Here is a 23082-nt window from a genome sequence, read left to right as displayed (position 1 = left end):
CGCCCATGGCAGAGCTCGTCTACCGCCCCGTCGTCGGCCTCGCCCAGACGTTGTTCAAGGTCTGGGACCTCAAGATCGACTGCAAGGGGTCGGAGAACATCCCACGCTCGGGCGGAGCCGTGCTGGTGAGCAATCACATCAGCTACCTCGACTTCATCTTCGACGGCCTGGCCGCGCTCCCGCAGAAACGTCTCGTTCGCTTCATGGCGAAGGAGTCCGTGTTCCGCCACCGGATCTCCGGTCCGCTGATGCGCGGGATGAAGCACATCCCGGTCGACCGCAACCAGGGCGAGACGGCGTACCAGCACGCGCTGGAGTCGCTGCGCTCCGGTGAGATCGTCGGGGTGTTCCCCGAGGCCACGATCTCGCAGTCGTTCACCCTGAAAAGCTTCAAGTCGGGTGCCGCCCGCATGGCCCAGGAGGCGGGCGTCCCGCTGATCCCGGTGGCCCTGTGGGGGACGCAGCGGCTGTGGACCAAGGGCCACCCGCGCAACTTCAAGCGCAGCCACACCCCGATCACCATCCGCGTCGGCGAGGCCGTCGAGGCCTCCCGCGACAAGTACGCGGGCGCCATCACCCGGCAGCTGCGCGAGCGCGTCCAGGAGCTCCTGGAGGCCGCTCAGCGCGCCTACCCGGTGCGTCCCAGGGACGCGGGCGACACCTGGTGGATGCCGGCCCACCTGGGCGGCACCGCGCCGACGCCGGAGCAGGTCCGCGAGGCCGAGGCGCGCTGACGTCCGTCGGCACAGCGCGCGCCGGGCGAGGTGCCGGCTGCGGCTGCGGCTGCGGCCGTGGTCGCACCGGACGGCCGGCCCGCCCAGCCGTACGTCCACGAATGGTGGGGGGCTCACAGTGAGGCGGGGAGCGTCCGCCAGAGGTGCGGGCGGTCCTGAGCGGTCTGCAGTGCGGCGAGTACGGCCGGGTGGGGTGCGGCGTACAGGCCGGGGTAGTCCAGCTCGCCCGTCTCGGCGTCGGGCAGAAAGGCCAGTCGTTCCCCGTCCAGGGAGAACCGCGCGTCCACGCCCGGCTTGTTGCCGCGTGGATCCTGGCGGTGCCAGGCCCCGTTGAAGCGCACCGCGACGAGTCCGTGCAGGGCGTACCCGGCGCCCTCGTCGTGTGCGAACCGCTGGTAGCACAGCGCGGTCGGGATGTCCTCGGCCCGCAACAGGGCGGCCAGCGCGTGGGCCTTGGCGTAGCAGATGCCCGTCCCCTGCTCCAGCACGTCCGAGGCGCGCCACGTCACGCGCGGGTCGCCGACGTCCTGCGAGTGGGGAATGGTGTCGCGGACGAACTCGAATGCCAGGCGTGCATAGACATACGAGTCCTCCGCATCCCGCGCAAGACGTGCGGCCGTCGCCCGCACCAGCGGATGATGGTGGTCGACGGCCTCGTCGGCGGCCAGGTACGCAGACAGGTCAGGGTTCTCCTGGATCAGCTCCATGGCGGGAGAGCATAGGAACACGATCACCCATGGGTCAAATACTTTTGAGGGTGACCGTATATCTATGCATGATCCAGGGGCTTGTTAGCGCGCCATCTCCTCCTTGAGCGCCGCCACAAACGCGTCCACGTCCTCCTCGGTCGTGTCGAACGAGCACATCCAGCGCACATCGCCCGCCGTCTCGTCCCAGAAGTAGAACCGGAACCGCTTCTGCAGGCGCACGCTCACGTCGTGCGGGAGCCGGGCGAAGACCCCGTTGGCCTGCACCGGGTGGAGGATCTCCACGCCGTGCACGGCCCGCACGCCCTCCGCCAGCCGCTGGGCCATCTCGTTGGCGTGGCGGGCGTTGCGCAGCCACAGGTCCTTGGCGAGCAGGGCCTCCAACTGCACGGAAACGAAGCGCATCTTGGACGCGAGCTGCATGGACAGCTTGCGCAGGTGCTTCATGTGGCGCACGGCGTCCTGGTTGATGACGACGACCGCCTCACCGAACAGGGCGCCGTTCTTCGTGCCGCCCAGGGAGAGGATGTCGACGCCGACCGCGTTGGTGAACGTCCGCATCGGGACGTTCAGGGTGGCGGCCGCGTTGGCTATGCGGGAGCCGTCCAGGTGGACCTTCATACCGTGCGCGTGGGCGTGGTCGCAGATCGCGCGGATCTCGTCCGGCGTGTAGAGCGTGCCGAGCTCCGTGCTCTGGGTGATCGACACGACCTGCGGCATCGCACGGTGCTCGTCCTCCCAGCCCCAGGCCTGCTTGTCGATCAGCTCGGGGGTCAGCTTGCCGTCGGGTGTGGCGACGGTGAGCAGCTTCAGGCCGCCCATGCGCTCGGGCGCGCCGCCCTCGTCCACGTTGATGTGGGCGCTCTCGGCGCAGATCACCGCACCCCAGCGGTCGGTGACCGCCTGCAGCGCGACGACGTTGGCGCCGGTGCCGTTGAAGACGGGGAACGCCTCCGCCGTGGGCCCGAAGTGGCTGCGGACGATCCGCTGGAGGTGCTCGGTGTAGTCGTCCTCGCCGTACGACACCTGGTGGCCGCCGTTGGCCAGGGCCAGGGCGGCCATCACCTCCGGGTGGGCCCCGGCGTAGTTGTCGCTGGCGAACCCGCGGAGATCGGGGTCGTGGTGGCGACGGGCGTCGGTCTTCGGGGGGTTCACGGCTTCTCGGTGAGCCACAGACGCTGTCCGTTCACTTCGGGGGCGGGCCTCTCCCAGACTCCGGCGATGGCCTCGGCCAGGTCCCTGACGTCCGTGAAGCCCGCGAACTTCGCGTTGGGTCGCTCGGCGCGCATCGCGTCGTGCACCAGCGCCTTCACCACCAGGATGGCAGCCGCGGAGGTCGGTCCGGCGGCGCCCCCTGCCTTGTGGAAGGCGTCGGCGAGCGCCAGGGTCCACGCCTCGGCGGCGGCCTTGGCGGCGGCGTACGCGGCGTTGCCCGCGATGGGCTTCGAGGCGCTCGCGGCGCTGATCAGCACATACCGGCCGTGCTCGCTGCGCTGGAGACCCTCGAAGAAGGCCAGCGAGGTGTGCTGCACGGTCTTGACGAGCAGCAGCTCCAGGAAGTCCCAGTCGTCCAGGCTGGTCTTGACGAAGGTCTCGCTTCCCCGCCAGCCGCCGACGAGGTGGACCAGGCCGTCGATCCGGCCGAAGTCCTTCTCGACGCGGTTGGCCCAGTCCCGGGTCGAGCCCAGGTCGAGCAGGTCGACCGGCTCGCCGGTGACGCTGGCGCCTCCGGCCCCGTAGCGGGCCGCGTCGACGGCCTCCGCCAGGCGCTCGGGGTCGTTGTCCGCGCCGACGACGGTCGCGCCGGCCTCGGCGAGCCTGAGCAGTGCCGCCCGGCCGGCGGGTCCGCCCGCGCCGGCCACCGCGATCACCGCACCGTTGAGAGCCCCGTTCCCCATCCTTGCCTCCTGCTGAGCGGTGTTCGTACGGTCGCTCACGCGGCGACCCTCTCGGCGCTGTCCGCCGTGATGCCCTTGGTGGAGGCGATCACGTGCTTCAGCTTCTTGGACAGTGCCTCATAGAACATGCTCAGCGGAAACTCGTCCGGAAGCACGTCATCCACGAGTTTGCGCGGCGGCTGGCTCAGGTCCAGGGCGTCGGGACCCTTGGCCCACTTGGAGCCCGGGTGCGGGGCGAGATAGGTGGAGACCAGCTCGTAGCCGGCGAACCAGTGGACGAGCTTGGGGCGGTCGATGCCGTCCCGGTAGAGCTGCTCGATGTCGGCGCACAGCTGGTTGGTGACCTGCGGGGCGCGCTGCCAGTCGATGTGCAGCTTGTTGTCGGTCCAGCGGACGACCTCGTGCTTGTGCAGGTAGGCGAAGAGCAGCTGGCCGCCGAGACCGTCGTAGTTGCGCACGCGCTCGCCGGTGACCGGGAAGCGGAACATACGGTCGAAGAGCACGGCGTACTGCACGTCGCGGGCCTGCGGGACGCCGTCGGCCTCCAGCTTCACGGCCTCCTTGAAGGCGGTGAGGTCGCAGCGCAGCTCCTCCAGGCCGTACATCCAGAACGGCTGGCGCTGCTTGATCATGAACGGGTCGAAGGGCAGGTCGCCGTGGCTGTGGGTGCGGTCGTGGACCATGTCCCACAGGACGAAGGCCTCCTCGCAGCGCTTCTGGTCGTGGACCATGGCGGCGATGTCCTCGGGCAGCTCCAGGCCCAGGATGTCGACGGCCGCGTCGGTGACCCGGCGGAAGCGGGCGGCCTCGCGGTCGCAGAAGATGCCACCCCAGGAGAAACGTTCCGGCGCCTCGCGGACGGCGATCGTCTCCGGGAAGAGAACGGCGGAGTTGGTGTCGTACCCGGCCGTGAAGTCCTCGAAGGTGATGCCGCAGAACAGCGGGTTGTCGTAGCGGGTGCGCTCCAGCTCGGCCAGCCAGTGCGGCCAGACCATGCGCAGCACGACGGCTTCCAGGTTGCGGTCCGGGTTGCCGTTCTGCGTGTACATCGGGAAGACGACCAGATGCTGGAGCCCGTCCGCACGGCTCGCCGCGGGCTGGAAGGCCAGCAGCGAGTCGAGGAAGTCCGGCACCTCGAAGCCGCCGTCGGACCAGGTCCGCAGGTCGCCGGTCAGGGCCCGGTGGTAGGCGGCGTCGTGCGGGAGCAGCGGGGAGAGCTCCTCGACGGCCTCGATCACGCGCCGGACCGTCCGCTCGGCGTCCGCGCGCGCGGGTGCGCCCTCGGCCGCGAAGTCGATCGACCCGTCCTTGGACTGCCAGGGGCGAATCTGCTCCACGGCATCCTTGAGCACGCGCCACGCCGGGTGCTCCACCACCCTGGTCGCCGGAGGAACCCGCTCCCCCGTTGCTGCCTGCACAAGAATTTCCGTCATGTCCCATCCTCCACTGGAGAACCTCGCGTCAGCACACCGTATGCATATGACGTTTCTTCCAGCAAGTGGACCTTCGAGAGATTATCCTGTGCGGCCGGTCCTTCACCGCATTTTTTCCTGTCGGACATCGAAGGAGCGACTACTTCCGCTTCGACTGGGTAGAGGCGGGGCCCAGCCGGCCGGCTCGCCCGCCCGCACATGTCCATGGCGGGGCGGGGCCGTTAGGCTGCGAGCTCTCCCACCCCGCCGTCGACGGAAGCGAGTCCCCTCTTGAACTTCCTCACCATCGGTCACCGCGGAGTCATGGGTGTCGAGCCCGAGAACACCCTGCGTTCCTTCGTCGCCGCCGAGCAGGCCGGTCTCGATGTCGTCGAGCTCGATCTGCACCTGAGCAAGGACGGCGCCCTGGTGGTGATGCACGACCCCGACGTGGACCGTACGACCGACGGGACCGGGCCCATCGCCGACCAGACGCTCGCCGAGCTGCGCACTCTGGACGCGGGCCGAGGAGAGCGCGTCCCGTTCTTCGAGGAGGTTCTGGACGCCGTGCAGGTGCCGCTCCAGGCCGAGATCAAGGACGTGCAGGCGGCGCGGGCGCTGGCCGAGGTGATGCATGCACGGGACCTGGTGGGGCGCGTGGAGGTGTCCTCCTTCCACGACGAGGCCGTCGCCGAGATCGCGCGGCTGGTCCCCGGGGTGCGCACCGCGCTCATCGGCAGCCGCTACGGCCTCGACATCGTGGACCGGGCCGTGGACGCGGGCGCCGCGACGGTCTGCCTGAACCTGCGGCGGCTCAACCTGGAGACCGTCGAGGAGGCGCGGAAGCGGGACCTGCGGATCATCGGCTGGGTGGTCAACACCCAGGAGCAGCTGCGGCTCGTCCGGGCCCTGGAGCTGGACGGCGCGACCACCGACTACCCGGAGATCAGGCGCACGGGCCGCTTCACGGCGTGAACGGGCGCGGGCGCGTGCGACGGCGCGGCCACGAACGTGGGCGCGCCGCGCGTGGACATGCTCCGGGGCCCGCCGAAGCTCGGGCTCAGGCGAGCGGCTTGACCAACAGCTCGAACTGCAGATCGTCGCGCTGGGGGATGCCGAAGCGCTCGTCGCCGTACGGGAAGGGGGTCATCCGTCCCGTACGGCGGTAGCCGCGCCGTTCGTACCAGGCGATGAGGTCCTCGCGTACGGAGATCACCGTCATGTGCATCTCGGTGACGCCCCAGTTCTCGCGCGCCTGGCGCTCGGCCTGCGCCATGATCGTTTTGCCGAGGCCGCTCCCCTGGGCCGTCGGGTTGACCGCGAACATGCCGAAGTAGGCGTGGTCGCCGCGGTGTTCGAGTTGGCAGCAGGCGACGATCCGGCCGTCCTGCTCGACGGTGAGCAGTCGGCTGTTGGGCGCCTTGATGACATCGAGCACGCCGTCCGGGTCGGTGCGCTGCCCCTGGAGGATGTCCGCCTCCGTCGTCCACCCGGCCCGGCTCGAGTCGCCGCGGTAGGCGGCCTCTATGAGCGCGACGAGGGCGTCCACGTCGGCGTCGGTGGCGTCGCGGAAGGTGAATTCGGTGTCGGCGGTGTCCATGCGGGCGATCTCCGGTGGTCTCTGACGCGGTGGTGACACCGAAGAGCCTAGGGCCTCCGGCGGACCAAGACGCAGAAAAGCGGCGGCGCCTGATCAACGCAGGTGAGCGGGAATGGTGCGTCCAATGGCAAGGCGGAGGAGGGCGGCGACGCGATGGGGGGGTCCCCCCGCTCGAGCGCAGCCGCCGCATGATCCGCCGGAGAGGCCCTGACCCCGGCCGCGCAAGGGCCTCTTCGGCGCAGATGTCTGCCGATCGGGCCCGTCGCGGACAGGTTCCGCCGGACGCGCCTTAGGCTCCGGACGCATGGTGCATGTACTCAGCAGCAGGACCCTGCTCCGCCCGACCGACCCCGAGCGCTCCCGAGCCTTCTACGGCGAGCAACTGGGCCTGGCCGTCTACCGCGAGTTCGGTACGGGCTCGGAGCGCGGGGTCGTCTACTTCCTCGGCGGCGGCTTCCTGGAACTCTCCGGCCGGTCGCACACCCCGCCGGATCCTGCCGTACGGCTGTGGCTGCAGGTGCCGGACCTGGCAGCGGCGCACGACGAGTTGCGAACGAAGGGCGTCGACGTCGTCCGCCCGCCGGTGAAGGAGCCGTGGGGCCTGCTGGAGATGTGGATCACGGACCCGGACGGCACCCCGATCGTCCTCGTGGAGGTCCCGGCGGACCACCCGATCCGCTACCGCCCGGGCGTCTGAGCCACGGCCCCGATACCGGATCCCGGGCGCTGCCCCGCCCCGGGCCGCGAGACCGCGCGGGCCACCGGAAGGCGGAGTTCGGATGTCCGTCGGCGGCCGTTCGCCTGTAGTGCCGGTCTTTGTACACCGAGCCCGACTGGGATCACGCCCAGGAACGGCGGCGAGCAGGTGGGGGCGCAGCTCACCGCCGTGAAGGCTTGACCCGCGCGGTGATCCCGGGATTAAGGTGGCCGCCCCGACCAGGAGCACCCTACCCATGACCAGCCTGTACGTACGGGAGATCACGCGCGAGGATCATCTGGCCCATCTGCGGCTGTCCCCCGACGCGAGCCATCTCCAGATCCCCGAGTGGGGCGACGTGAAGCCCGACTGGCTGCCGGAGAGCGTCGGCTGGTTCGAGGGCGAGGCGTTGGTCGCTGCGGCGCTCGTCCTGTACCGGCCGCTTCCTGGGACGCGGCGCTTCCTCGCGTATCTTCCCGACGGGCCGGCGATCGACTGGCGGACCCCTCGTATCGAGCGATGGCTGGACCCGCTCGTCGCCCATCTGGAGCGGATCGGGGCGTTCTCGGTGCGGATCGGGCCGCCCCTGGTCGTACGTCACTGGGACGCGGTCACCGTGGCGGCGGGCATCGCCGACCCCGACGTACGTCATCTGCACGATCTGCCCGCGGCGGGGATCGACGGATTCGCGCTCGACGCCGCTGAGCGGCTGCGACGGCTCGGGTGGCGGCCGTGCGGGGAGAACGACGGCAGCGGGTTCGGCCTCGGTCAGCCGCGCTACGGCTGCCGTATCCCGTTGGCGGGGCGCTCGGCGGACGACCTTCGCGACGCCCTCGCACCGCATTGGGAACAGTCCTTGCGCACGGCCGAAAGCGCAGGCGTCCATGTCTCGTGGGGCTCGGCCTCCGACCTGCCCGAGTTCCACCGCCTGTACACCGTGACCGCCGCCCACGACGGTTTCAAGGCCCGCCCGTTGGACTACTTCCAGCGCATGTGGAAGGCCCTGAACGCCGAGGACGACGACCGACTCCGCCTCTACCTCGCCTGGCACGAAGGCGAGGTGCTGTCCGCGGCCCTCATGATCAGCGTCGGCTCCCGAGCCTGGCACTCCTACGCCGCATCCGGCCGCCGAGGTCGCCAACTGCGGCCCAGCAGCGCGCTGTTGTGGCACATGCTGAGTGACGCACGGGCGGCGGGAGCCGAGACGTACGACCTGCGCTCCGTCACCCCTGCCCTCACCGAGGACCGGCTCCTCGGCCGACTCCGCTTCAAGACGGGGGCCGGCGGCCGGGTGGTGGAGTACCTCGGCGAGTGGGAACTCCCGGTGGGCAGCCAGGGCAAGGTGCTGCAAAGGGCGTTGGGGGTCTACCTCGGACGCAGATGACCTGACCGCAGCGGTCGGTCGGACACAGTCCTGCGCGACCGGCTCGGCAGGTCGGCGCACGACCGGTCAGGATGTCCGCTCAAGTCGTCTTCAAGTCGTCATCAAGTCGTCTTCAGGTCGGCGTGCACCAGGTCGTGGTCCGAGTACGGGGTCGGATGCACACGGTGCTCGAGCGGGAGGATGCCTCGCAGGAATATGTAGTCGAACTTGCTGTGCCAGTCGGTGGTCGGCCGGCAGTCGCCGGTGGGCGAGGGATGGCACTGCGGGTCTGCGTCCGCGGCCAGTGCCCACATCCTGGTGAGTTCGGGGGCGTCCGGCACGGCGTTGAAGTCGCCGAGCACGATCGCACGGTCGTGCCGGGCGACCTCCTTGGCGAGTACGGCGGTCTGGGCCGCTCGGACCGTCTCTTGACGTCGTTCGGCGAGGTGGGTGTTGAAGACCCGGACGGACCGGCCGCCCACAGTGGTGGTGACTGCCATGTACCCGCGGTCCTCGGATCCTCCGTCGGGGTATTCCACGGTGACGGCGTCTGTCATCGGCGCGGCCGAGAGCAGCGCCTGGCCGTAGGCCCCCGGGCTCCACGGCGCTCCCCCGCAGCGGCCCCAATTCCGAAGAACCGTCCCGTACTTGACGTGGTAGACCAGCCCGTATCGGCTCTCCAGACGGTCCCGGATCCCCTCGACGTCACGCACGCACGCTTCCTGTAGGCCGATGACCTGGGGCGCATACGTGGCGATCTCCGCTGCCCGGTCGGCGTTGCTCTTCTTGCAGGGGTTGCAGATGTTCCACGTCATGACCCGGTTCGGTACGACGTCCCTGGCGGCTTCGGCGGGCAGTGACCTGGCGGAGGAAGCTCCGCTGGGCGCCCTGGAGCCGACGAGCACGATGCAGGCCACGATCAGGACGCCCGTGAGCAACCGCATGTCCCTACCGAGCACTGTCGCCTCCTCGATGTGAATGCCCATGGCATCCGCTGTCTCCCCCGCACGAGGTTATGGGATGGGACTGTCGGCGACGCCTGCGATGTGCCGGATCCCGTCGCGCTGCGTCCGCCGTGGACCTGTCCGGCGTCCAGGCCGAGGATCATCCGCAGGGTGGTGGACTTGCCGGCTCCGTTCCGGACATGGGGCCGTGGGCGACCATCGTGCGGGCCGCCTCAGCCCGTGGCCGTACGTCCCGGGGCTGATGCCACGCCGGCGGTCGCCGGTTAGTCTCGCGGCGTGAAATCTCCTGACGCCCACTCCGCTGCACCGTCGATGACGAGAACAAGGGCCGTGGCCTGGGCGGGAGGCGCCTGCTATGTCCTCGCGGTGGGCCTGCTGGCGGGGGCCGCGCCGCGGGCGTCGGGCGCGGTCCACGGAGTGGGGGCGCTGCTGGCCGGGTGCCTGCTCGCCGGCGTCGTACGACGGATGCCGCCGGCCGCTCTGGCCCTGGCGCTCCTCGGATCCACTGCTGTGGTGGTGGGCCCTGCGAGTTCCGTCCATGAGGGCCCGGCGGCGTCCTATCAGGGCCAGTTCCTGTCGTTTCTGGCGGTGGACCTCGTGCTGGGTTTCATCGTCGCCACCTGCGCAGGACGCGCTTCGACCGTCGCCGTGGCCGGGTCCGGCGCCGTGCAGCTCCTGGTGATCGGGGGTTTCTCGCACGGGGACGGCCTGGCCGTCAACGGGGTGATCGCCCTCCTGGCGATGGCCGCGTCCTGCATGGCCGGTCTGCTCAGCCGCGAGCGCCGCGAGCACGCGGCGGCGCTGCGCGCACAGGAGGTGGCCGAGGCCGTGACCGCCGAACGGCTGAGGATCGCACGGGAGTTGCACGACATGATCGCGCACAGCATCGGCATCATCGCCATCCAGGCCGGCATGGGCAGCCGGGTCATCGAGACCCAGCCGGCCCAGGCGCGCGAGGCTCTGCGGGCCGTCGAGGCCACCAGCAGAGAGACCCTGTCGGGCCTTCGGCGCACGTTGGTGTCGCTCCGCCGGGCCGACCGGGGCGCGAGCGCCTCGGAGCGGTCACCGCTCGCACCCTCGCCGGGGCTGGCGGACGTCGAACGGCTGGCGGCGGCGACCGCGGGCGCGGGGGTCCGCGTCGACGTGCGCCGCAGCGGGAGGCAGCGTCCTGTGCCCGCCGACATCGATCTGTCCGCCTACCGCATCGTGCAGGAAGCGCTGGCCAACGTGGTCCGGCACGCGGGCACCGGGCGTTGCCACGTTGCCATCGACTACGGAGAGCGGGAACTGTCCGTGGAGGTCGTCGACGAGGGGCGCGGCGCCGACGAGAACGGCTCGGCCCACGGCTTCGGCATCATCGGGATGCGGGAGCGGGTCGGCCTGCTGGGCGGCCGTCTCAGCGCCGGACCGCGCCGCGAGGGCGGTTTCCGGGTGGCTGCCGGGCTGCCGCTGCCCGTACCCGTGGGAGTTCCGGTGGAGGCCCGATGACCGTCCGGGTGGTGCTCGCCGACGACCAGCCGTTGGTTCGGTCCGGTCTCCGGGTGATCATGGCCGATCACGCCGACCTGGAGGTCGTCGGTGAAGCCGCCACCGGCGCCGAGGCGGTCCAGCTGGTCAGGGAGGTCTGCCCCGACGTCGTGGTCATGGACATCCGCATGCCCGGCATGGACGGGATCGAGGCCACCCGTCTGATCACGGCCGGTCAGGCGACCACCCGCGTCCTCGTCCTGACCACCTTCGACGAGGACGAGCACGTCTACGGCTCGCTCCGGGCCGGCGCGAGCGGCTTCGTGGTCAAGGACATGGCGCTGGACGACATCCTCGCGGCGATCCGTGTGGTCGCCGCCGGTGATGCGCTGATCGCGCCGGGTGTGACCCGCCGTCTGATCGCGGACTTCGTCGAGCGCCCCGCGGCCGGCCCGGAGCGCTCCCCGCGGCCGGTCGAGGGCATCACCGAGCGGGAACGGGAAGTGCTGACCCTGGTCGGGCGCGGCCGGTCGAACACCGAGATCGCCGAGGACCTCTTCATCACGGTGGCCACCACGAAGACGCACGTGTCACGGCTGCTCACCAAACTGGGCGCCCGGGACCGGGTCCAGCTCGTCATCACCGCCTACGAGACGGGGCTCGTCACGCTGCCGCGCTGACGGTGAACGGCCTCGGGGCCCCATGGACGGTGGGCGTGGTCGTCAGGGGATGCCGTGGGCCGGGGGGAGGCTTAGCGTGCTGGAGGGGGTTCCCTTCGGAAGGAACGCCATGAAGCTCGACGCGCCCGTGCCCGGCGGGCCCTGCTGGGCCGAGCTGGGAACCACTGACCTTGAGGCGGCGAAACGGTTCTACGCGGAACTGTTCGGTTGGCGTGCGGAGACGGATCCGCGGCAGGAGGCGGGCGGCTACACGGTCGCGCATCTCGGCAAGGCGGCCGTCGCGGCGCTGACTCCCCTGTACCAGGAGGCACAGCCGTGCGCCTGGAACGTGTCGTTCGCGGTGACCGACGCGGATGTCAGCGCCCGGCTGGTCACGGAAGCCGGCGGCAAGGTGCTGGTCGGACCGATGGACGTCTTCGACGTGGGTCGTTTCGTGGTCGCCCTCGACCCGGGCGGCGCCGCGTTCCAGCTGTGGCAGGCCCGGGCCTTCCCCGGCGCCGGGTTGTTCAACGCGCCCGGCTCGCTCGGCTGGGTCGAGCTGCTGACCCGGGATCCCGAGCGGGCGGAGACCTTCTACACCACCGTGTTCGGCTGGACCGTCAGGCCCTCCGAGGACTATCTGCAGTGGGGCGTCGGCGGCGCCGACTTCGGCGGCATGATCACGATGGACGACAAGTTCCCGCCCGAGGTGCCGCCGCACTGGCTGCCGTATTTCGCGGTGGCCGACGTGGACGCCTCCACGCAGACCGCGCTCGGGGCGGGCGGCACCGCCCTCATGGAGCCGACCTCGGTACCGGACGGTCCGCGGATCGCCGTGCTGCGGGACCCGCTGGGCGCGGTGTTCGGCGTGTATCGGGCCGGAGACGAGGGGTGAGCCCCGGACCGGTTGCGTTGAAGTCGCCGGTCGCCGCCGGGCAGGGTCTGCGGTGCGGGGTCGAAGGGGCGCTCAGACCCGCAACGTCCGCATGAGCCCCTCCAACCGGCTCAACAACTCGCCCAGCAGGTCGGCCAGTTCGCCCTGCCGGTCCCCGTCCAGGGCGGACAGTACGGCTCTCTCGTAGGCGAGTTGCTCGGGCATGGTGCCGTCGACGAGGTCACGTCCGGCGTCGGTGAGACGGAGGTGGGCGACGCGGCGGTCGCGCGTGTCGCCGCGCCGCTCCACCAGGCCGCGTTCGGTGAGCTGCTTGAGGCGTTTGGTGACGGCGGCTCCGGAGGAGAAGGTCTCGCGGGCCAGTTCGCCGGGGGTCAGCTCGTGGCCGGTACGGCGCAGCGCGCCGAGCAGGTCGAACTCGGGTCGGCTCAGGCCGGCCCGCCGCAGGGGCGCGTCCTCGGCCTGCTGAAGGAGGGCGGCACAGCGGTTGACGCGGCCGATGATCTCCATGGGCGTGGTGTCGAGCTCGGGCCGCACGGTTTGCCACTGCCGTACGACGGCGGCAACCGTGTCGTTCCTCTCCGGGCCACCGGAATCCGACCACGCCCCGCTCCCCCCGTCGGCCGTGGGGTGTTCTCGGGGTGTTCCGTCGGTCGTGGGGTCCTGGGAGCCGTCCCCTCTCCCGTTCTCGGCCGCCGCCCGTCCCTGCGTCGCCGTCATCGCCGCGCGTCCTCCGCTTTCGTACTCGCGTCCCGGTCCAGGAGCAGCCCCTGGCGCCGTACCGTCGCCGCGAGCGTACGGTGTCCGGACTGTTCGGCCGTCACGACCCGCTCCTCGGGCAGGGCGCGCTGCCACCACTCGCCGGACGCCGCGTCGGCGGTGGCACGCAGCTCGACCAGCGCGGCGGTGAGGTCGCGGCGGGCGCGTTCCAGGGCGCCAGGGGTCGGCCGCCGCTCCGCCAGGAGGCGGGCGGCGTGCTCGCGGGCCCGTTCGACGGCCGTCAGGGCGTGTCCGAGGCGGTCGCCGGCCCGGCGGTTGGTGACGGCGACCGCGGCGAGGAAGCCGACCACGGCGCCCACGAGGGTGTCGACGAGCCGCTCGGTGATCAGCCGACCGGCGTCCTGGACCTGCGCGAACTCGGTGATGAGCAGCGCCATGGGGGTCACGCAGACGCTGCCGAGCCAGTAGTTGCGGCTCATCAGCGCCTCGGCGCCGAAGTTGAGGGCGAGGCAGATCAGGACGAGGGCCGCCGGATGGACGTGGGCGAGCGGGGCGAGCGCGGCGAACGCGAGGACGCCGACGAGGTTGCCGACGACGCGCTGGACTCCGCGGCTCCAGGTGAGGGTGACGTTCGCCTGGTAGAGGGAGGCGGCGGTGACCAGGGCCCAGTAGGGGCGGCCGACACCGAAGGCGAGGGAGGCGTATCCGGCGAGGGCGCAGCCGAGCGCGGTGCGTACGGCGATCGGCGCGAAGGGGCCCAGGCGATGCCGCAACGGCGGTCGGCCGGTGGCGGGTTCGGCGTCGAGGCCGAGGAGTTCGCCGTCGTCCACGAGGTCGGCCGGATGCGGGACCGGGCCGCTGCCACGCAGGTCGCGGGCCCAGTCGCGCAGCCGGGCCGGGTCGGTGTCGGCGGGGGCCGCGAGGGCGATCTCGGCTCGGACGAGGAGTCGTTCCAGGGCGCGGCGCGTCTCCCCGGCGCGGGCCGACAGGAGGGTCTGCCAGGCGGCGTGCACGGCGGCGGCCGCGGCGGCACGCGTCGGGGCGTGACCGTCGTCGACGCCGTTCCTGGCGGTCTGCGCGGCGGCGTGCGCGGCGGCCGCGTTCAGGGCGTGGGCGGTGGCGCGGCGCTCGGGACCGTGCGGCCGGGACAGTCGGGGCGCCATGCCGATCAGCCAGGCCCAGGCACCCGTGGCGAGGGCCAGTCCCACATGGCCGGGAACCTGGCCGAGGGTCTGCGGCACGAACAGCGAGGCGGCGCTGATGAAGGTGAGGACGACGTTGCCGGGCGGGCCGAGGCGGGTGGCGTCGCAGAAGGCCTTCTGCACGGCGGCGAGCAGGGCGCCGACGGTGACCAGGACCACCGCGCCGGGGGCGAGCGAGGCCGCGAGCAGGGCGACGGCCAGGCCGCCGGTCATGGCCAGCACGACCCGGGCCAGGACGCGTGCCCGGGCGGCGTAGGGGCGGTTGTGGGCGTACAGCGCGCACAGGGAGCCGGCCATCGTGTACATCGCCAGGTCCAGCCGCCCGAGCGCCAGCAGGAGCAGGTTCGGTGGGGCGACCGCGGCGACCACGCTCAGGGCGGGCTTGAACCAGATGTCGGAGGGCCGGCCGAGGCGCAGCACGCCGGTGAGCGGGAGACGGAGTCGGTGGGCCATGCCCGTTAATTTAACATGTGTTTTACTCGTGAAATATTTCGTCACCTGCCGTGCTCCGTCGAATGCTCCCCGTGTACACCCTTGCGCCCGCTTGTGCGTGGCGTGGTCCGGCATGGCGTGGGCATCGCATCCCTGGACGGGGAACGTCGAGCGGGGAGGTGCGCGTGCACGGACCGGCTTCGCCCGGCTGGCTGCTGGTCGCGCTGTGTGCGGCGACCGGGGCCTACTGTCTGCTGCGGATGCGCAGCGCCGTCGAGGAACAGCGCAGGGCCGCGGGCGGCGAGGCGCTGATGGGCTTCGGGATGGCCGCGATGGCCGTGCCCCCGGTCGTGTTCACCCCACCGGCGTGGGCCTGGCCCGCGTATACGGCGGTGTTCGGCGCGGCGGCACTGCGGACCCTGTGGGCCCTGCGGGCGGCCCGTACGAACCCTCACCACCTGCACCACCTGGTGGGGACCGGGGCGATGGTCTACATGGCGGCCGCGATGGCCGCCTCACCCTCGTCCTCGCCGGCGCACGCACACGGGCACGCGCACGGCGGCTCGGGGATCCCGCTGCTGACGGGCGCGCTGCTGCTGTACTTCACCGGGTACGTCCTGCTCTCCGGGGTCCGGTTGCTGCCGGCGCCCGGGGCGGGCGGAGCCGCCCTCGCGTGGGGCGACCGGCCCGAGGTGGCGCGCGCCTGCCGGCTGGCGATGGGCGTCGGGATGCTCGCCATGCTGCTGACGATGTGATCCCCCGCCCCAACCGCAGGACGGCGGCGGCAGTCCGTGTGCCCTGGCGTGGTCTGCGTCACTTCGCCGTGACAAGTCGTACCCCTGAGCAGTACGCCGCTCATAGGGTGCTGTCCATGATGGTCCCCGCGGTCCTGCTGCTGCTCGGCGCTCTGACCGCCGTCGCCGGCCCCCGGCTGATCGCCCGGGCCGACTGGCCGGACCACGAACCGGTGGTGGCCCTGTGGGCGTGGCAGTGCGTGGTGGCGACGGTCCTGCTGTGCTGCGCGCTGTCGATGACGCTCAGTGCGGCGGCGGCCTGGCACGCGGTGCGCGGCCAGGTCTTCGCACCGGCCCCTCGGCCGGTCGTGGAGGCGTACGCACTGGGTGCGGCCGGTCCTTGGGCGGCGGCGACCGCGGTGACGCTCGCGTGCGGCGGGCTGTGGAGCGGGGCGATGCTGGTGCGGGAGGTGCTGCGCGGTCGGGCCCGAGCCCGGTCCCGGCGCGCGGAACTCCGGCTGCGTGCCCCGCTGTTGCCGGGCGAGGAGTTTGCCGGGGGACGGCTGCTCGTACTGGAGGGGGAGCGTCCCGACGCCTGGTGGCTGACCGGCGCGAAACCCCAACTGGTCGTCACGACAGCCGCGTTGCGGCGGTTGAAGGGCCGCCGGCTCGATGCGGTGCTCGCGCACGAACAGGGGCACGCCCAGGCGCGGCACGACTGGTTGCTGCACTGCTCGACGGCGCTGGCCACCGGGTTTCCGCAGGTGTCGGTGTTCGCCGCGTTCCGCGACGAGATGCACCGGCTGGTCGAGTTGTCCGCCGACGACATGGCCTCGCGCCGCTTCGGGCGACTGACGACCGCGCTGGCGCTGGTGGAACTCAACGAGGACCGGGGCGTGTTCGGCCCCTCCCCCACCCCGCAGGCCCATCTCCCGCAGCGCGTACACCGGTTGCTCACCCCGCCCGACCGCCTCACCACAGCCCGAAGACTCCGTCTGACGGCAGCGGCCTCCCTGGTACCGGTGATCCCCGTGCTGGTGACCCTGGTCCCAGGCCTGCGGGCACTGGGCTGACCGCCCACCGCCCGGGAAACCCGCCCGGAAGCCCCCGTAGCCAGAAGCCCGGGGTCTTTGGGCAAGCACCCCGGGTCCGGACCGTCGCTCCATGGCTGAAATCAGCCCACCGAAGGCCGGAACCAGCACCCCTGTGGCCCGGGCGAGCCCCCCGGGTTCGCCTCTCGCCCCCCGGTTCGGCGAGGATCGACCCATGCACAACCCGTCCGTCGACTCCTCGCCCCGCCCCCAACTCCGCCCCAGCGCCCTGCGCCCGGCCCTCCGCAGCGCCCTGGCCCTTGGTGTGTGCTCCGGACTGCTCCTCGTCCTGGTCGGGGTCGAGTGGCGTCCGCTGATCTCCGTCGACGGGGACATCTCCCGCACCGCCCACCGCTGGGCCGTCGCCGCCCCCGACGTCACCCAGGCCTGCCGCATCCTCACGGACTGGGTCTGGGACCCCCTGACCATGCGTCTGCTCGGCGCGGCGGTCGCCGTGTGGCTGGTGTGGCGGCACGCGGCCTGGTGGACGGCCGGGTGGCTGGTCGTCACATCGGTGCTGGGCACGCTGATCCAGCAGGGCCTCAAGGCCGGGGTCGGCCGGGCCCGCCCGGTGTGGCCCGACCCCGTCGACTCCGCGCACTACGCCGCATATCCCTCCGGGCACGCGCTCACCGCGACCGTGGTGTTCGGCCTCCTGCTGTGGCTGCTGCACCGGCACGGCGTCAGGCCCGTCGTATGGCGTACGGCGCTGGCGGTGGCGGTGGTCTCCGTGGTGGGCGTGGGACTGACCCGGATCTGGCTGGGCGTGCACTGGCCGTCGGACGTCCTGGGCGGCTGGCTGCTGGGGGCGCTTCTGGTGGCGCTGGCGATCGCGGCACAGCAACGGCAGCGGGGGTGGCGGTCGTGACCGGCCCGGGGTGCTGACCCGCGCTCCGGGGGCCGGACGTCCGCCCCACCGCCGACCCAGGCAGCCGGTGGGGCGGTCGGCGCGGTCGGCAACATCGGCTGGGATCCGCGGCCGGCGCTGAGGCTGGTCAGGTGAGGTGAGCTGCCGCAAGACGCCGGCTCGCCGTCCCGCAAGGCGGTAGCCTCAGGCCACTTTCAGGGGAAAAGCGCGCCCACTCTGGACGATCCCCCGCGTCGCCCAGAGCAGGCGGCAACCCGGCGCGCTCCGTCCGGAGTGGACCGGGATGCCCTGAGTATAGTTGGCTGCCAGCCAGTCAACGCAGGAGTTACAGGATGTCCCCGCGCAGCGCCTCGGTCAATGAAGAATTGCGGCGGCGTTCCCGGGAGCGGCTCCTGCAGGCCGCGGTGGAGCTGGTGAGCGAGCGCGGGTACGAGGCGACGACCCTCGCCGACATCGCGGACCGGGCCGGCTCCGCGCGCGGTCTGGTGTCGTACTACTTCCCCGGCAAGCGGCAGCTGGTGCAGTCGGCCGTGCACCGGCTGATGCACTGCACACTTCAGGAGGCGCTGGAGCGCGAGCCGCGCACCGAGGACGGCCGGGAGCGGATGGCGCGGGCCATCGACGTGATCCTGGGCCTGACCCGGGACCGTACGGTGCTGATGCGCCAGCACATGGCGGGGCTGCTGCATGCCGAGGGGTTCGTGCAGTGCCCGGAGCAGCAACGGCTGGCCGAACTGCTGCGGGACACCGCTGTCCGGCACGGGTCGCAGGACGTCGGCCACGACTACCCGATGCTGCGCTCCCAGCTGATGGGAGCCGTCTACGCGATGGTGCTGCCCAATGTGCCCCTGCCGCTCGCGACCCTGCGCGCCGAACTGTTCGCGCGCTACCGGCTCGACTGGGAGCAGGGGGTCCCGCCGGACGCCGAGGCGCCCGGCGGGAGATGTGACACCGATCTGTCGCGGTTCTTCGCGACGGATCCGGCTGCCGGGGATCAGTCGAAGTAGTCCGGCTGCGTCTGGACGTTGAGCTCGCGCAGGTGGACCCGCTTCGCCGGATCCGTGCGACGGTCGTCGAGCTTCAGCACGTCGAAGCCCTTGGCGATGTCGTTGGAGTAGATGTAGCCGTTGTAGTAGTACGCCGACCACGCGCCGCCGGTCTGCAGGGTCGTGGTGCTCAGCGGGCCGCGCTCGAAGTAGGCGATCTCCTTCGGCTTCGCCGAGTCGGTGAAGTCCCAGACGGAGACGCCGCCCTGGTACCAGGCCTGGACCATGAGGTCCTTGCCCTTGACCGGGATCAGCGAGCCGTTGTGGGCGACGCAGTTCTCGGTGTCCGCCTGGTGGCGCGGGATCTTGTAGTAGCCGCGGAAGACGAGCTTGCGCTTGTCGCCCTTGCCGACGATGTCGTAGATGCCGTCGGCGCCGCGGTTCGGGCCGGTCGCCTCGTTGCAGGTGGCCGCACCACCGCCGCCGAGCTCGTCGGTGAACACGACCTTGTTCGCCTTCTGGTTGAAGGTCGCCGAGTGCCAGAACGCGAAGTTGACGTTGTCCTGGACCTGGTCGATGACCTTCGGGTGCTCCGGGTCCTTGATGGAGAAGAGGATGCCGTCGCCCATGCAGGCACCGGCCGCCAGGTCCTTCTCCGGCAGCACGGTGATGTCGTGACAGCCGGTGGTCTTGGAGACGCCGGGGTTCGTGGGAGCGCCGGGGTTGCCGCCGCCGTCCGGGCCCTCGCCCGGGAACAGCACGGGGAAGCTGACCACCGCCGCCTTCTCGGGCGCCTTGCGCGGCACCTTGATGACCGAGATGCCGTCGTGCGGGGGCTGGCAGTCGGGGTAGGCGGCGTTCGGCGAGTACGAGGAGACGTAGATGTAGACGTTCTTGCGCTCGGGCACCAGGGTGTGGGTGTGCGAGCCGCAGGCGGTCTCCACGGCGGCGACGTACTTCGGGTTCGCCTTGTCGCTGATGTCGAAGACCTTCATGCCCTCCCAGGAGGACTTCTCGGTCACCGGCTGCGTGGTGCTGTTGCAGCTGCTGTCGCTGCGCGAGGAGTCGGTCGACAGGAAGAGCAGGTTGCCGGAGACGGAGATGTCGTTCTGCGAGCCGGGGCAGAGCACCTGGGCCACGGTCTTGGGGGACTTCGGGTTGCTGATGTCGAAGATGCGGAAGCCGTCGTAGTTGCCGGAGAAGGCGTACTTGCCCTGGAAGGCCAGGTCCGAGTTGGTGCCCGGCAGGGCGTCCTTGGGGATGTTCGTCAGGTGCTCGATGTTGGCGGAGTGGACGATCTCGTCCTGCCCGGGTATCTCGCCCGCCGCGATCGCCTCGGCCGCCTCGGCCCGGACGCCCTGGGACACCTCGCGCTGCACGGCCGGACCGTCCCCCGGGTCGGGGGTCGCGGCCGCCGGCACCGCGGTCAGGAGCGCGGCCAGAAGTCCGCCGCACGCGGCTGCGACTCCCAGCCGTCTGCGGCGTGTTCGGGGATCGTTCAACAGGGTCACTGCATCCTCCCTCGTCGCCGTTCGCACAGGAACGGTTCACGGTGCTCCGAAGTATCGTCTTCATCATGCACATATCAAAGGTTGGCAACGCACTCGTAATGAATCTTTCTGGTCAGTAATGCGGCCGGTGAAGCGACCAGTGATGCGAAGATCCCTACGAGGACGGGTCCCCGTCCCAACTCGCCTGCCCCAGGAGGTCGTTGTGCTCGTTCGCCGCGTGCCCCTCGTCACAGCCTCGCTGCTGCTCGCACTCGCCCTCACGGGCTGCGACTCCGGGAAGGACACCAAGTCGGCTGCGGTAAGCGGGCCTTCGGTGATCGCGCCGGGCAAGCCGGGCGAGGCGAACCGGACCCTCTCCGCCCAGGACGCGGCCGAGCAGCGCGTCGACGACGACACACCCAACTCGGCCGACGTGGCCTACGCGCAGAAGATGATCGAGCACCACGCACAGGCACTGGAGATGACCGAACTCGCCCCGGAACAGGCCCAGTCGGCGACCGTCAAGGGGCTCGCGGCGCGGATCGGAGCGGCGCAGGGACCGGAGATCGAGGCCATGAAGGCCTGGCTCACGACATACGGCAAGGAAACGGCGAGCAGCGGGCACCAGCACACGGCGATGCCCGGGATGGCCACCGAGGCACAGTTGGCCGATTTGCGTGCGGCGCGCGGCAAGGCGTTCGACGCGCTCTTCCTCACGCTGATGATCACCCACCACGAGGGCGCCCTCACCATGGCCACGGAGGTCAAGACACAGGGCAACAACGTGCGGATCGAGGAGATGGCGGACGACGTGATGGCCCAGCAGACGAGTGAGATCACGCGGATGCGCGCCATGCAGTGACGCCTGCGCCACCCGGCGACAGGTTCTGCGGGCGCTGCGCCGACGAGCGCCGTCCCGGCCGACGATGTGGCGACGAGCGCCTCGCCGACCGCCTTTCTCAGCGTCGAGCGTGGCGTGGCGTCAGGTATCCGGCGTCCCGCGCCTGTGAGATCAGCCTCAGGCACCGGCGTCGGCTGTGCCCGGTCGCGCACATGACCGCGAGGACGGGATCCACCCCCTCCTCCTGCGCGGCGCGGTACGCCTGCGCCACCAGCCGCCGCCCCTCGGCACCGCGCGGCCAGGCCGGGCGGGCGCGGCGGACGGCGGGGGGCTCGTCGGGGCACGCCGCGTCACCGGCATCCACGGCGACTTCCGTGCGGTCCGCGCCGTCCGTGCGGTCCGTGCCGTCCGCGGCCTCCGCGGCCGCCGTCTCAGGGGCAGCACCGCCGCAGTTCTCGAACAGCGGGCCCTTGATCCAGTCCGCGAGCACCGTCAGATCGACGAGGGACAGGGCCGGCTGGGCCCGGATGTCCTCGATGGAGACGCGGCCCGCGGAGACGACGGCCAGCAGTTCGACGCGCGCCCCGTCGGCGAACGCCAGCCGGACATGGAACCAGGAAGTGGCGCCCCCGCTCTCCCGGACCTCCCACGCGGGCCACACGGAGACCGTGCCGTCCTCGGCGGAACGATCAGAAAGATTAAGAAACGATGCTTCTAGCACACACGCAACGTAACCGCATGATCACTTTCCATAAGAACGAACACGCGCGCGTCGCCACCGCACAGCACCCTGTCAGCGGAGCGACCATGGTGCGATGCTGGAGTCACCAGCGATCTCCTCCGACCCAGAGGGTAAGGAGTTCCGCCCGTGCTGCGTGTCGCCGTCGTCGGCTCCGGGCCGAGTGGGGTCTACACCGCCCAGAGCCTGGTCCAGCAGGACCCCGAGGCGCTCGTCGACGTCCTGGACCGGCTGCCGTGCCCGTACGGGCTCGTGCGGTACGGCGTCGCCCCGGACCACGAGAAGATCAAGTCGCTCCAGCAGAACCTGCGCGCGGTGCTGGAGCACGAGCGGGTGCGCTTCCTCGGCGGGGTCCGGGTCGGCGCGGGCGGGGTGCCCGTGGCCCGGCTGCGCGGGCTCTACCACGCGGTCGTGTACTGCGTGGGCGCCGCGACGGACCGCCGCCTCGGCATCCCCGGCGAGGAGCTGCCGGGCAGCTTTTCGGCCACGGAGTTCGTGTCCTGGTACAGCGCGCATCCGGACGCCGCCGTCGGCCGGTTTCTGCAGGGCGTTCACTCGGCTGTCGTAGTCGGCGTGGGGAATGTCGCGGTGGACGTCACCCGGATCCTGGCCCGGGGCGCGGCCGAGCTGAGCCCCACCGACATGCCGCAGGCGGCGCTGGCCGCGCTCGCGGCCGGCACGGTGACCGAGATCCACATGGTGGGCCGGCGCGGCCCGTCCCAGGCCCGCTTCACCACCAAGGAGCTGCGCGAGCTGGGCGGACTGCCGGACACCGAGGTGGTCGTGGACGAGGCGGAACTGGCGCTGGACCCGGCGTACGGCGATCCGTCCGCACTGCCGGCGGCGCAGCGGCGCAACGTGGAAGTGCTGCGCGGCTGGGCGTCGGCGCCGGCCCGCGGCGCCCGGCGACGGATCCGGCTCCGGTTCTTCCTCCGGCCCGTCGAACTGCGCGCCGTCGGGGACCGGGTGGGCGCGGTGCGCTTCGAGCGGACCGTCCCGGACGGCCACGGCGGGATAAGGGGCACCGGCGGGTACGAGGACGTCGAGGCGCAGTTGGTGCTGCGGTCGGTGGGGTATCGCGGGGTGCCGCTGGAGGGGCTGCCGTTCGACCCGGAGCGGGGCACGGTGCCGCAGCTCGCCGGGCGGGTGCTGCGCGAGGGCGCGGTCGCGCCGGGCGAGTACGTGGCGGGCTGGATCAAGCGGGGCCCGACCGGCGTCATCGGCACCAACCGGCCGTGCGCGAAGGAGACGGCGACGTCCCTGCTGGAGGATGCCCCCGGCCTCATGCGGCGGGAGCTGCCCGGTGATCCGCTCACCATGTTGCGAGCCGCCGGGGCCGAGCCCGTCGAGTGGGCGGGATGGCTGGCGATCGAGCGGGCCGAGGCGGAGCTGGGCGCCTCACTGGGGCGGAACGTGGTGAAACTGCCGGACTGGGCGTCGCTGCGGGCCGCGGCGGGCCCGACCGGGATCGGTGTACAGGACACACAGCCGCAACGTCCGTGAAATCAACAAACTGTTCAAGACTCGTACGGTCTCGTGCAGTGCGGATGCCGCCGCCCCCTTTCCCCGCCGCTCTGGAGTGCCC

23 protein-coding genes are annotated in these 23082 nt (G+C 71.4%); 13 read left to right on the top strand and 10 right to left on the bottom strand.

The annotated features are described in order from the left end of the window. Positions 1 to 5: 5 nt before the first annotated feature. On the top strand, positions 6 to 734 hold the full coding sequence (locus ACZ5SK_RS05265; protein WP_334582595.1) for a lysophospholipid acyltransferase family protein: 729 nt from the start codon (positions 6 to 8) through the stop codon (positions 732 to 734). Between the two features lie 113 nt (positions 735 to 847). Here the strand turns inward: ACZ5SK_RS05265 and ACZ5SK_RS05260 are convergent, their stop codons facing one another. From ACZ5SK_RS05260 to ACZ5SK_RS05245, 4 genes are all read right to left on the bottom strand, one after another. Then, positions 848 to 1441 carry a transglutaminase family protein gene (locus ACZ5SK_RS05260; protein ID WP_334582596.1) on the bottom strand — a complete coding sequence of 198 codons (594 nt, stop codon included), beginning with the start codon at positions 1439 to 1441 and terminating at the stop codon, positions 848 to 850. Positions 1442 to 1525: 84 nt separating this feature from the next. Next, on the bottom strand, positions 1526 to 2596 hold the full coding sequence (locus ACZ5SK_RS05255; protein ID WP_334582597.1) for a threonine aldolase family protein: 1071 nt from the start codon (positions 2594 to 2596) through the stop codon (positions 1526 to 1528). Then, on the bottom strand, positions 2593 to 3339 hold the full coding sequence (locus tag ACZ5SK_RS05250; RefSeq protein ID WP_361706413.1) for an SDR family oxidoreductase: 747 nt from the start codon (positions 3337 to 3339) through the stop codon (positions 2593 to 2595). The genes ACZ5SK_RS05255 and ACZ5SK_RS05250 overlap by 4 nt, the downstream gene beginning before the upstream one ends. Positions 3340 to 3374: 35 nt before the next feature. Further along, positions 3375 to 4772 (bottom strand): DUF6421 family protein, encoded by a 1398-nt coding sequence (locus ACZ5SK_RS05245; RefSeq protein WP_334582598.1) that lies wholly within the window; start codon positions 4770 to 4772, stop codon positions 3375 to 3377. Positions 4773 to 5042: 270 nt separating this feature from the next. Between ACZ5SK_RS05245 and ACZ5SK_RS05240 the strand changes: the two genes are divergently transcribed. Then, on the top strand, positions 5043 to 5726 hold the full coding sequence (locus tag ACZ5SK_RS05240) for a glycerophosphodiester phosphodiesterase (protein WP_334582599.1): 684 nt from the start codon (positions 5043 to 5045) through the stop codon (positions 5724 to 5726). An 85-nt stretch (positions 5727 to 5811) separates the two neighbouring features. Here ACZ5SK_RS05240 and ACZ5SK_RS05235 read toward each other — a convergent pair whose 3' ends face one another. Next, positions 5812 to 6351 carry a GNAT family N-acetyltransferase gene (locus ACZ5SK_RS05235; RefSeq protein WP_457493869.1) on the bottom strand — a complete coding sequence of 180 codons (540 nt, stop codon included), beginning with the start codon at positions 6349 to 6351 and terminating at the stop codon, positions 5812 to 5814. Positions 6352 to 6655: 304 nt separating this feature from the next. Between ACZ5SK_RS05235 and ACZ5SK_RS05230 the strand changes: the two genes are divergently transcribed. Both ACZ5SK_RS05230 and ACZ5SK_RS05225 read left to right on the top strand, forming a co-directional pair. After that, a complete protein-coding gene (locus ACZ5SK_RS05230) occupies positions 6656 to 7048 on the top strand; it encodes a VOC family protein (protein ID WP_334582601.1) in 393 nt (130 codons plus the stop codon). Positions 7049 to 7304: 256 nt separating this feature from the next. Beyond that, on the top strand, positions 7305 to 8432 hold the full coding sequence (locus ACZ5SK_RS05225; protein ID WP_334582602.1) for a lipid II:glycine glycyltransferase FemX: 1128 nt from the start codon (positions 7305 to 7307) through the stop codon (positions 8430 to 8432). Between the two features lie 101 nt (positions 8433 to 8533). Here the strand turns inward: ACZ5SK_RS05225 and ACZ5SK_RS05220 are convergent, their stop codons facing one another. After that, complete coding sequence (locus tag ACZ5SK_RS05220) at positions 8534 to 9397, bottom strand: endonuclease/exonuclease/phosphatase family protein (RefSeq protein WP_334582603.1); 864 nt, start codon at positions 9395 to 9397, stop codon at positions 8534 to 8536. A gap of 255 nt (positions 9398 to 9652) precedes the next feature. On the opposite strand from ACZ5SK_RS05220, the gene ACZ5SK_RS05215 reads away from it, so the two are divergent. The 3 genes from ACZ5SK_RS05215 (at position 9653) to ACZ5SK_RS05205 (ending at position 12397) form a co-directional block, all read left to right on the top strand. After that, positions 9653 to 10864, top strand: coding sequence for a sensor histidine kinase (locus tag ACZ5SK_RS05215; protein ID WP_334582604.1), 1212 nt, complete (start codon positions 9653 to 9655; stop codon positions 10862 to 10864). Further along, positions 10861 to 11523 (top strand): response regulator, encoded by a 663-nt coding sequence (locus ACZ5SK_RS05210; RefSeq protein ID WP_457493868.1) that lies wholly within the window; start codon positions 10861 to 10863, stop codon positions 11521 to 11523. The genes ACZ5SK_RS05215 and ACZ5SK_RS05210 overlap by 4 nt, the downstream gene beginning before the upstream one ends. A gap of 109 nt (positions 11524 to 11632) precedes the next feature. Then, positions 11633 to 12397 (top strand): VOC family protein, encoded by a 765-nt coding sequence (locus ACZ5SK_RS05205; RefSeq protein WP_334582606.1) that lies wholly within the window; start codon positions 11633 to 11635, stop codon positions 12395 to 12397. 72 nt (positions 12398 to 12469) lie between these two features. Here ACZ5SK_RS05205 and ACZ5SK_RS05200 read toward each other — a convergent pair whose 3' ends face one another. After that, positions 12470 to 13114: a MarR family winged helix-turn-helix transcriptional regulator gene (locus tag ACZ5SK_RS05200; protein WP_334582607.1), complete on the bottom strand. Its 645-nt coding sequence runs from the start codon at positions 13112 to 13114 to the stop codon at positions 12470 to 12472. Beyond that, a complete protein-coding gene (locus ACZ5SK_RS05195; protein ID WP_457493867.1) occupies positions 13111 to 14769 on the bottom strand; it encodes an FUSC family protein in 1659 nt (552 codons plus the stop codon). The genes ACZ5SK_RS05200 and ACZ5SK_RS05195 overlap by 4 nt, the downstream gene beginning before the upstream one ends. A gap of 164 nt (positions 14770 to 14933) precedes the next feature. On the opposite strand from ACZ5SK_RS05195, the gene ACZ5SK_RS05190 reads away from it, so the two are divergent. The 4 genes from ACZ5SK_RS05190 to ACZ5SK_RS05175 all read left to right on the top strand — a co-directional run bounded on the left by ACZ5SK_RS05190 (position 14934) and on the right by ACZ5SK_RS05175 (position 18448). Then, positions 14934 to 15503 carry a DUF5134 domain-containing protein gene (locus tag ACZ5SK_RS05190; protein WP_334582609.1) on the top strand — a complete coding sequence of 190 codons (570 nt, stop codon included), beginning with the start codon at positions 14934 to 14936 and terminating at the stop codon, positions 15501 to 15503. Positions 15504 to 15619: 116 nt separating this feature from the next. Then, positions 15620 to 16555, top strand: a complete 936-nt coding sequence (locus tag ACZ5SK_RS05185; protein WP_334582610.1) for a M56 family metallopeptidase — start codon at positions 15620 to 15622, stop codon at positions 16553 to 16555. Between the two features lie 193 nt (positions 16556 to 16748). Continuing rightward, on the top strand, positions 16749 to 17441 hold the full coding sequence (locus ACZ5SK_RS05180; protein ID WP_334582611.1) for a phosphatase PAP2 family protein: 693 nt from the start codon (positions 16749 to 16751) through the stop codon (positions 17439 to 17441). A 332-nt stretch (positions 17442 to 17773) separates the two neighbouring features. Continuing rightward, positions 17774 to 18448: a TetR/AcrR family transcriptional regulator gene (locus tag ACZ5SK_RS05175; RefSeq protein ID WP_334582612.1), complete on the top strand. Its 675-nt coding sequence runs from the start codon at positions 17774 to 17776 to the stop codon at positions 18446 to 18448. Here ACZ5SK_RS05175 and ACZ5SK_RS05170 read toward each other — a convergent pair. Beyond that, complete coding sequence (locus tag ACZ5SK_RS05170; RefSeq protein ID WP_334582613.1) at positions 18436 to 19938, bottom strand: LVIVD repeat-containing protein; 1503 nt, start codon at positions 19936 to 19938, stop codon at positions 18436 to 18438. The two genes, ACZ5SK_RS05175 and ACZ5SK_RS05170, sit on opposite strands and share 13 nt — an antisense overlap. A 142-nt stretch (positions 19939 to 20080) precedes the next feature. On the opposite strand from ACZ5SK_RS05170, the gene ACZ5SK_RS05165 reads away from it, so the two are divergent. Further along, on the top strand, positions 20081 to 20779 hold the full coding sequence (locus ACZ5SK_RS05165; protein WP_468575367.1) for a DUF305 domain-containing protein: 699 nt from the start codon (positions 20081 to 20083) through the stop codon (positions 20777 to 20779). A gap of 97 nt (positions 20780 to 20876) precedes the next feature. Here ACZ5SK_RS05165 and ACZ5SK_RS05160 read toward each other — a convergent pair whose 3' ends face one another. Further along, positions 20877 to 21479, bottom strand: coding sequence for a DUF6214 family protein (locus ACZ5SK_RS05160; RefSeq protein ID WP_468575365.1), 603 nt, complete (start codon positions 21477 to 21479; stop codon positions 20877 to 20879). A gap of 147 nt (positions 21480 to 21626) precedes the next feature. Here ACZ5SK_RS05160 and ACZ5SK_RS05155 point away from each other — a divergent pair, with 147 nt between their 5' ends. Next, positions 21627 to 23000, top strand: coding sequence for an FAD-dependent oxidoreductase (locus ACZ5SK_RS05155; protein ID WP_334582615.1), 1374 nt, complete (start codon positions 21627 to 21629; stop codon positions 22998 to 23000). Positions 23001 to 23082: the final 82 nt, after the last annotated feature.

This window comes from Streptomyces sp. NPDC031474 (genome assembly GCF_055581185.1).
The sequence above is the reverse complement of the archived record's forward strand: the minus strand, read 5'-3'. Positions and strand labels throughout refer to the sequence as shown.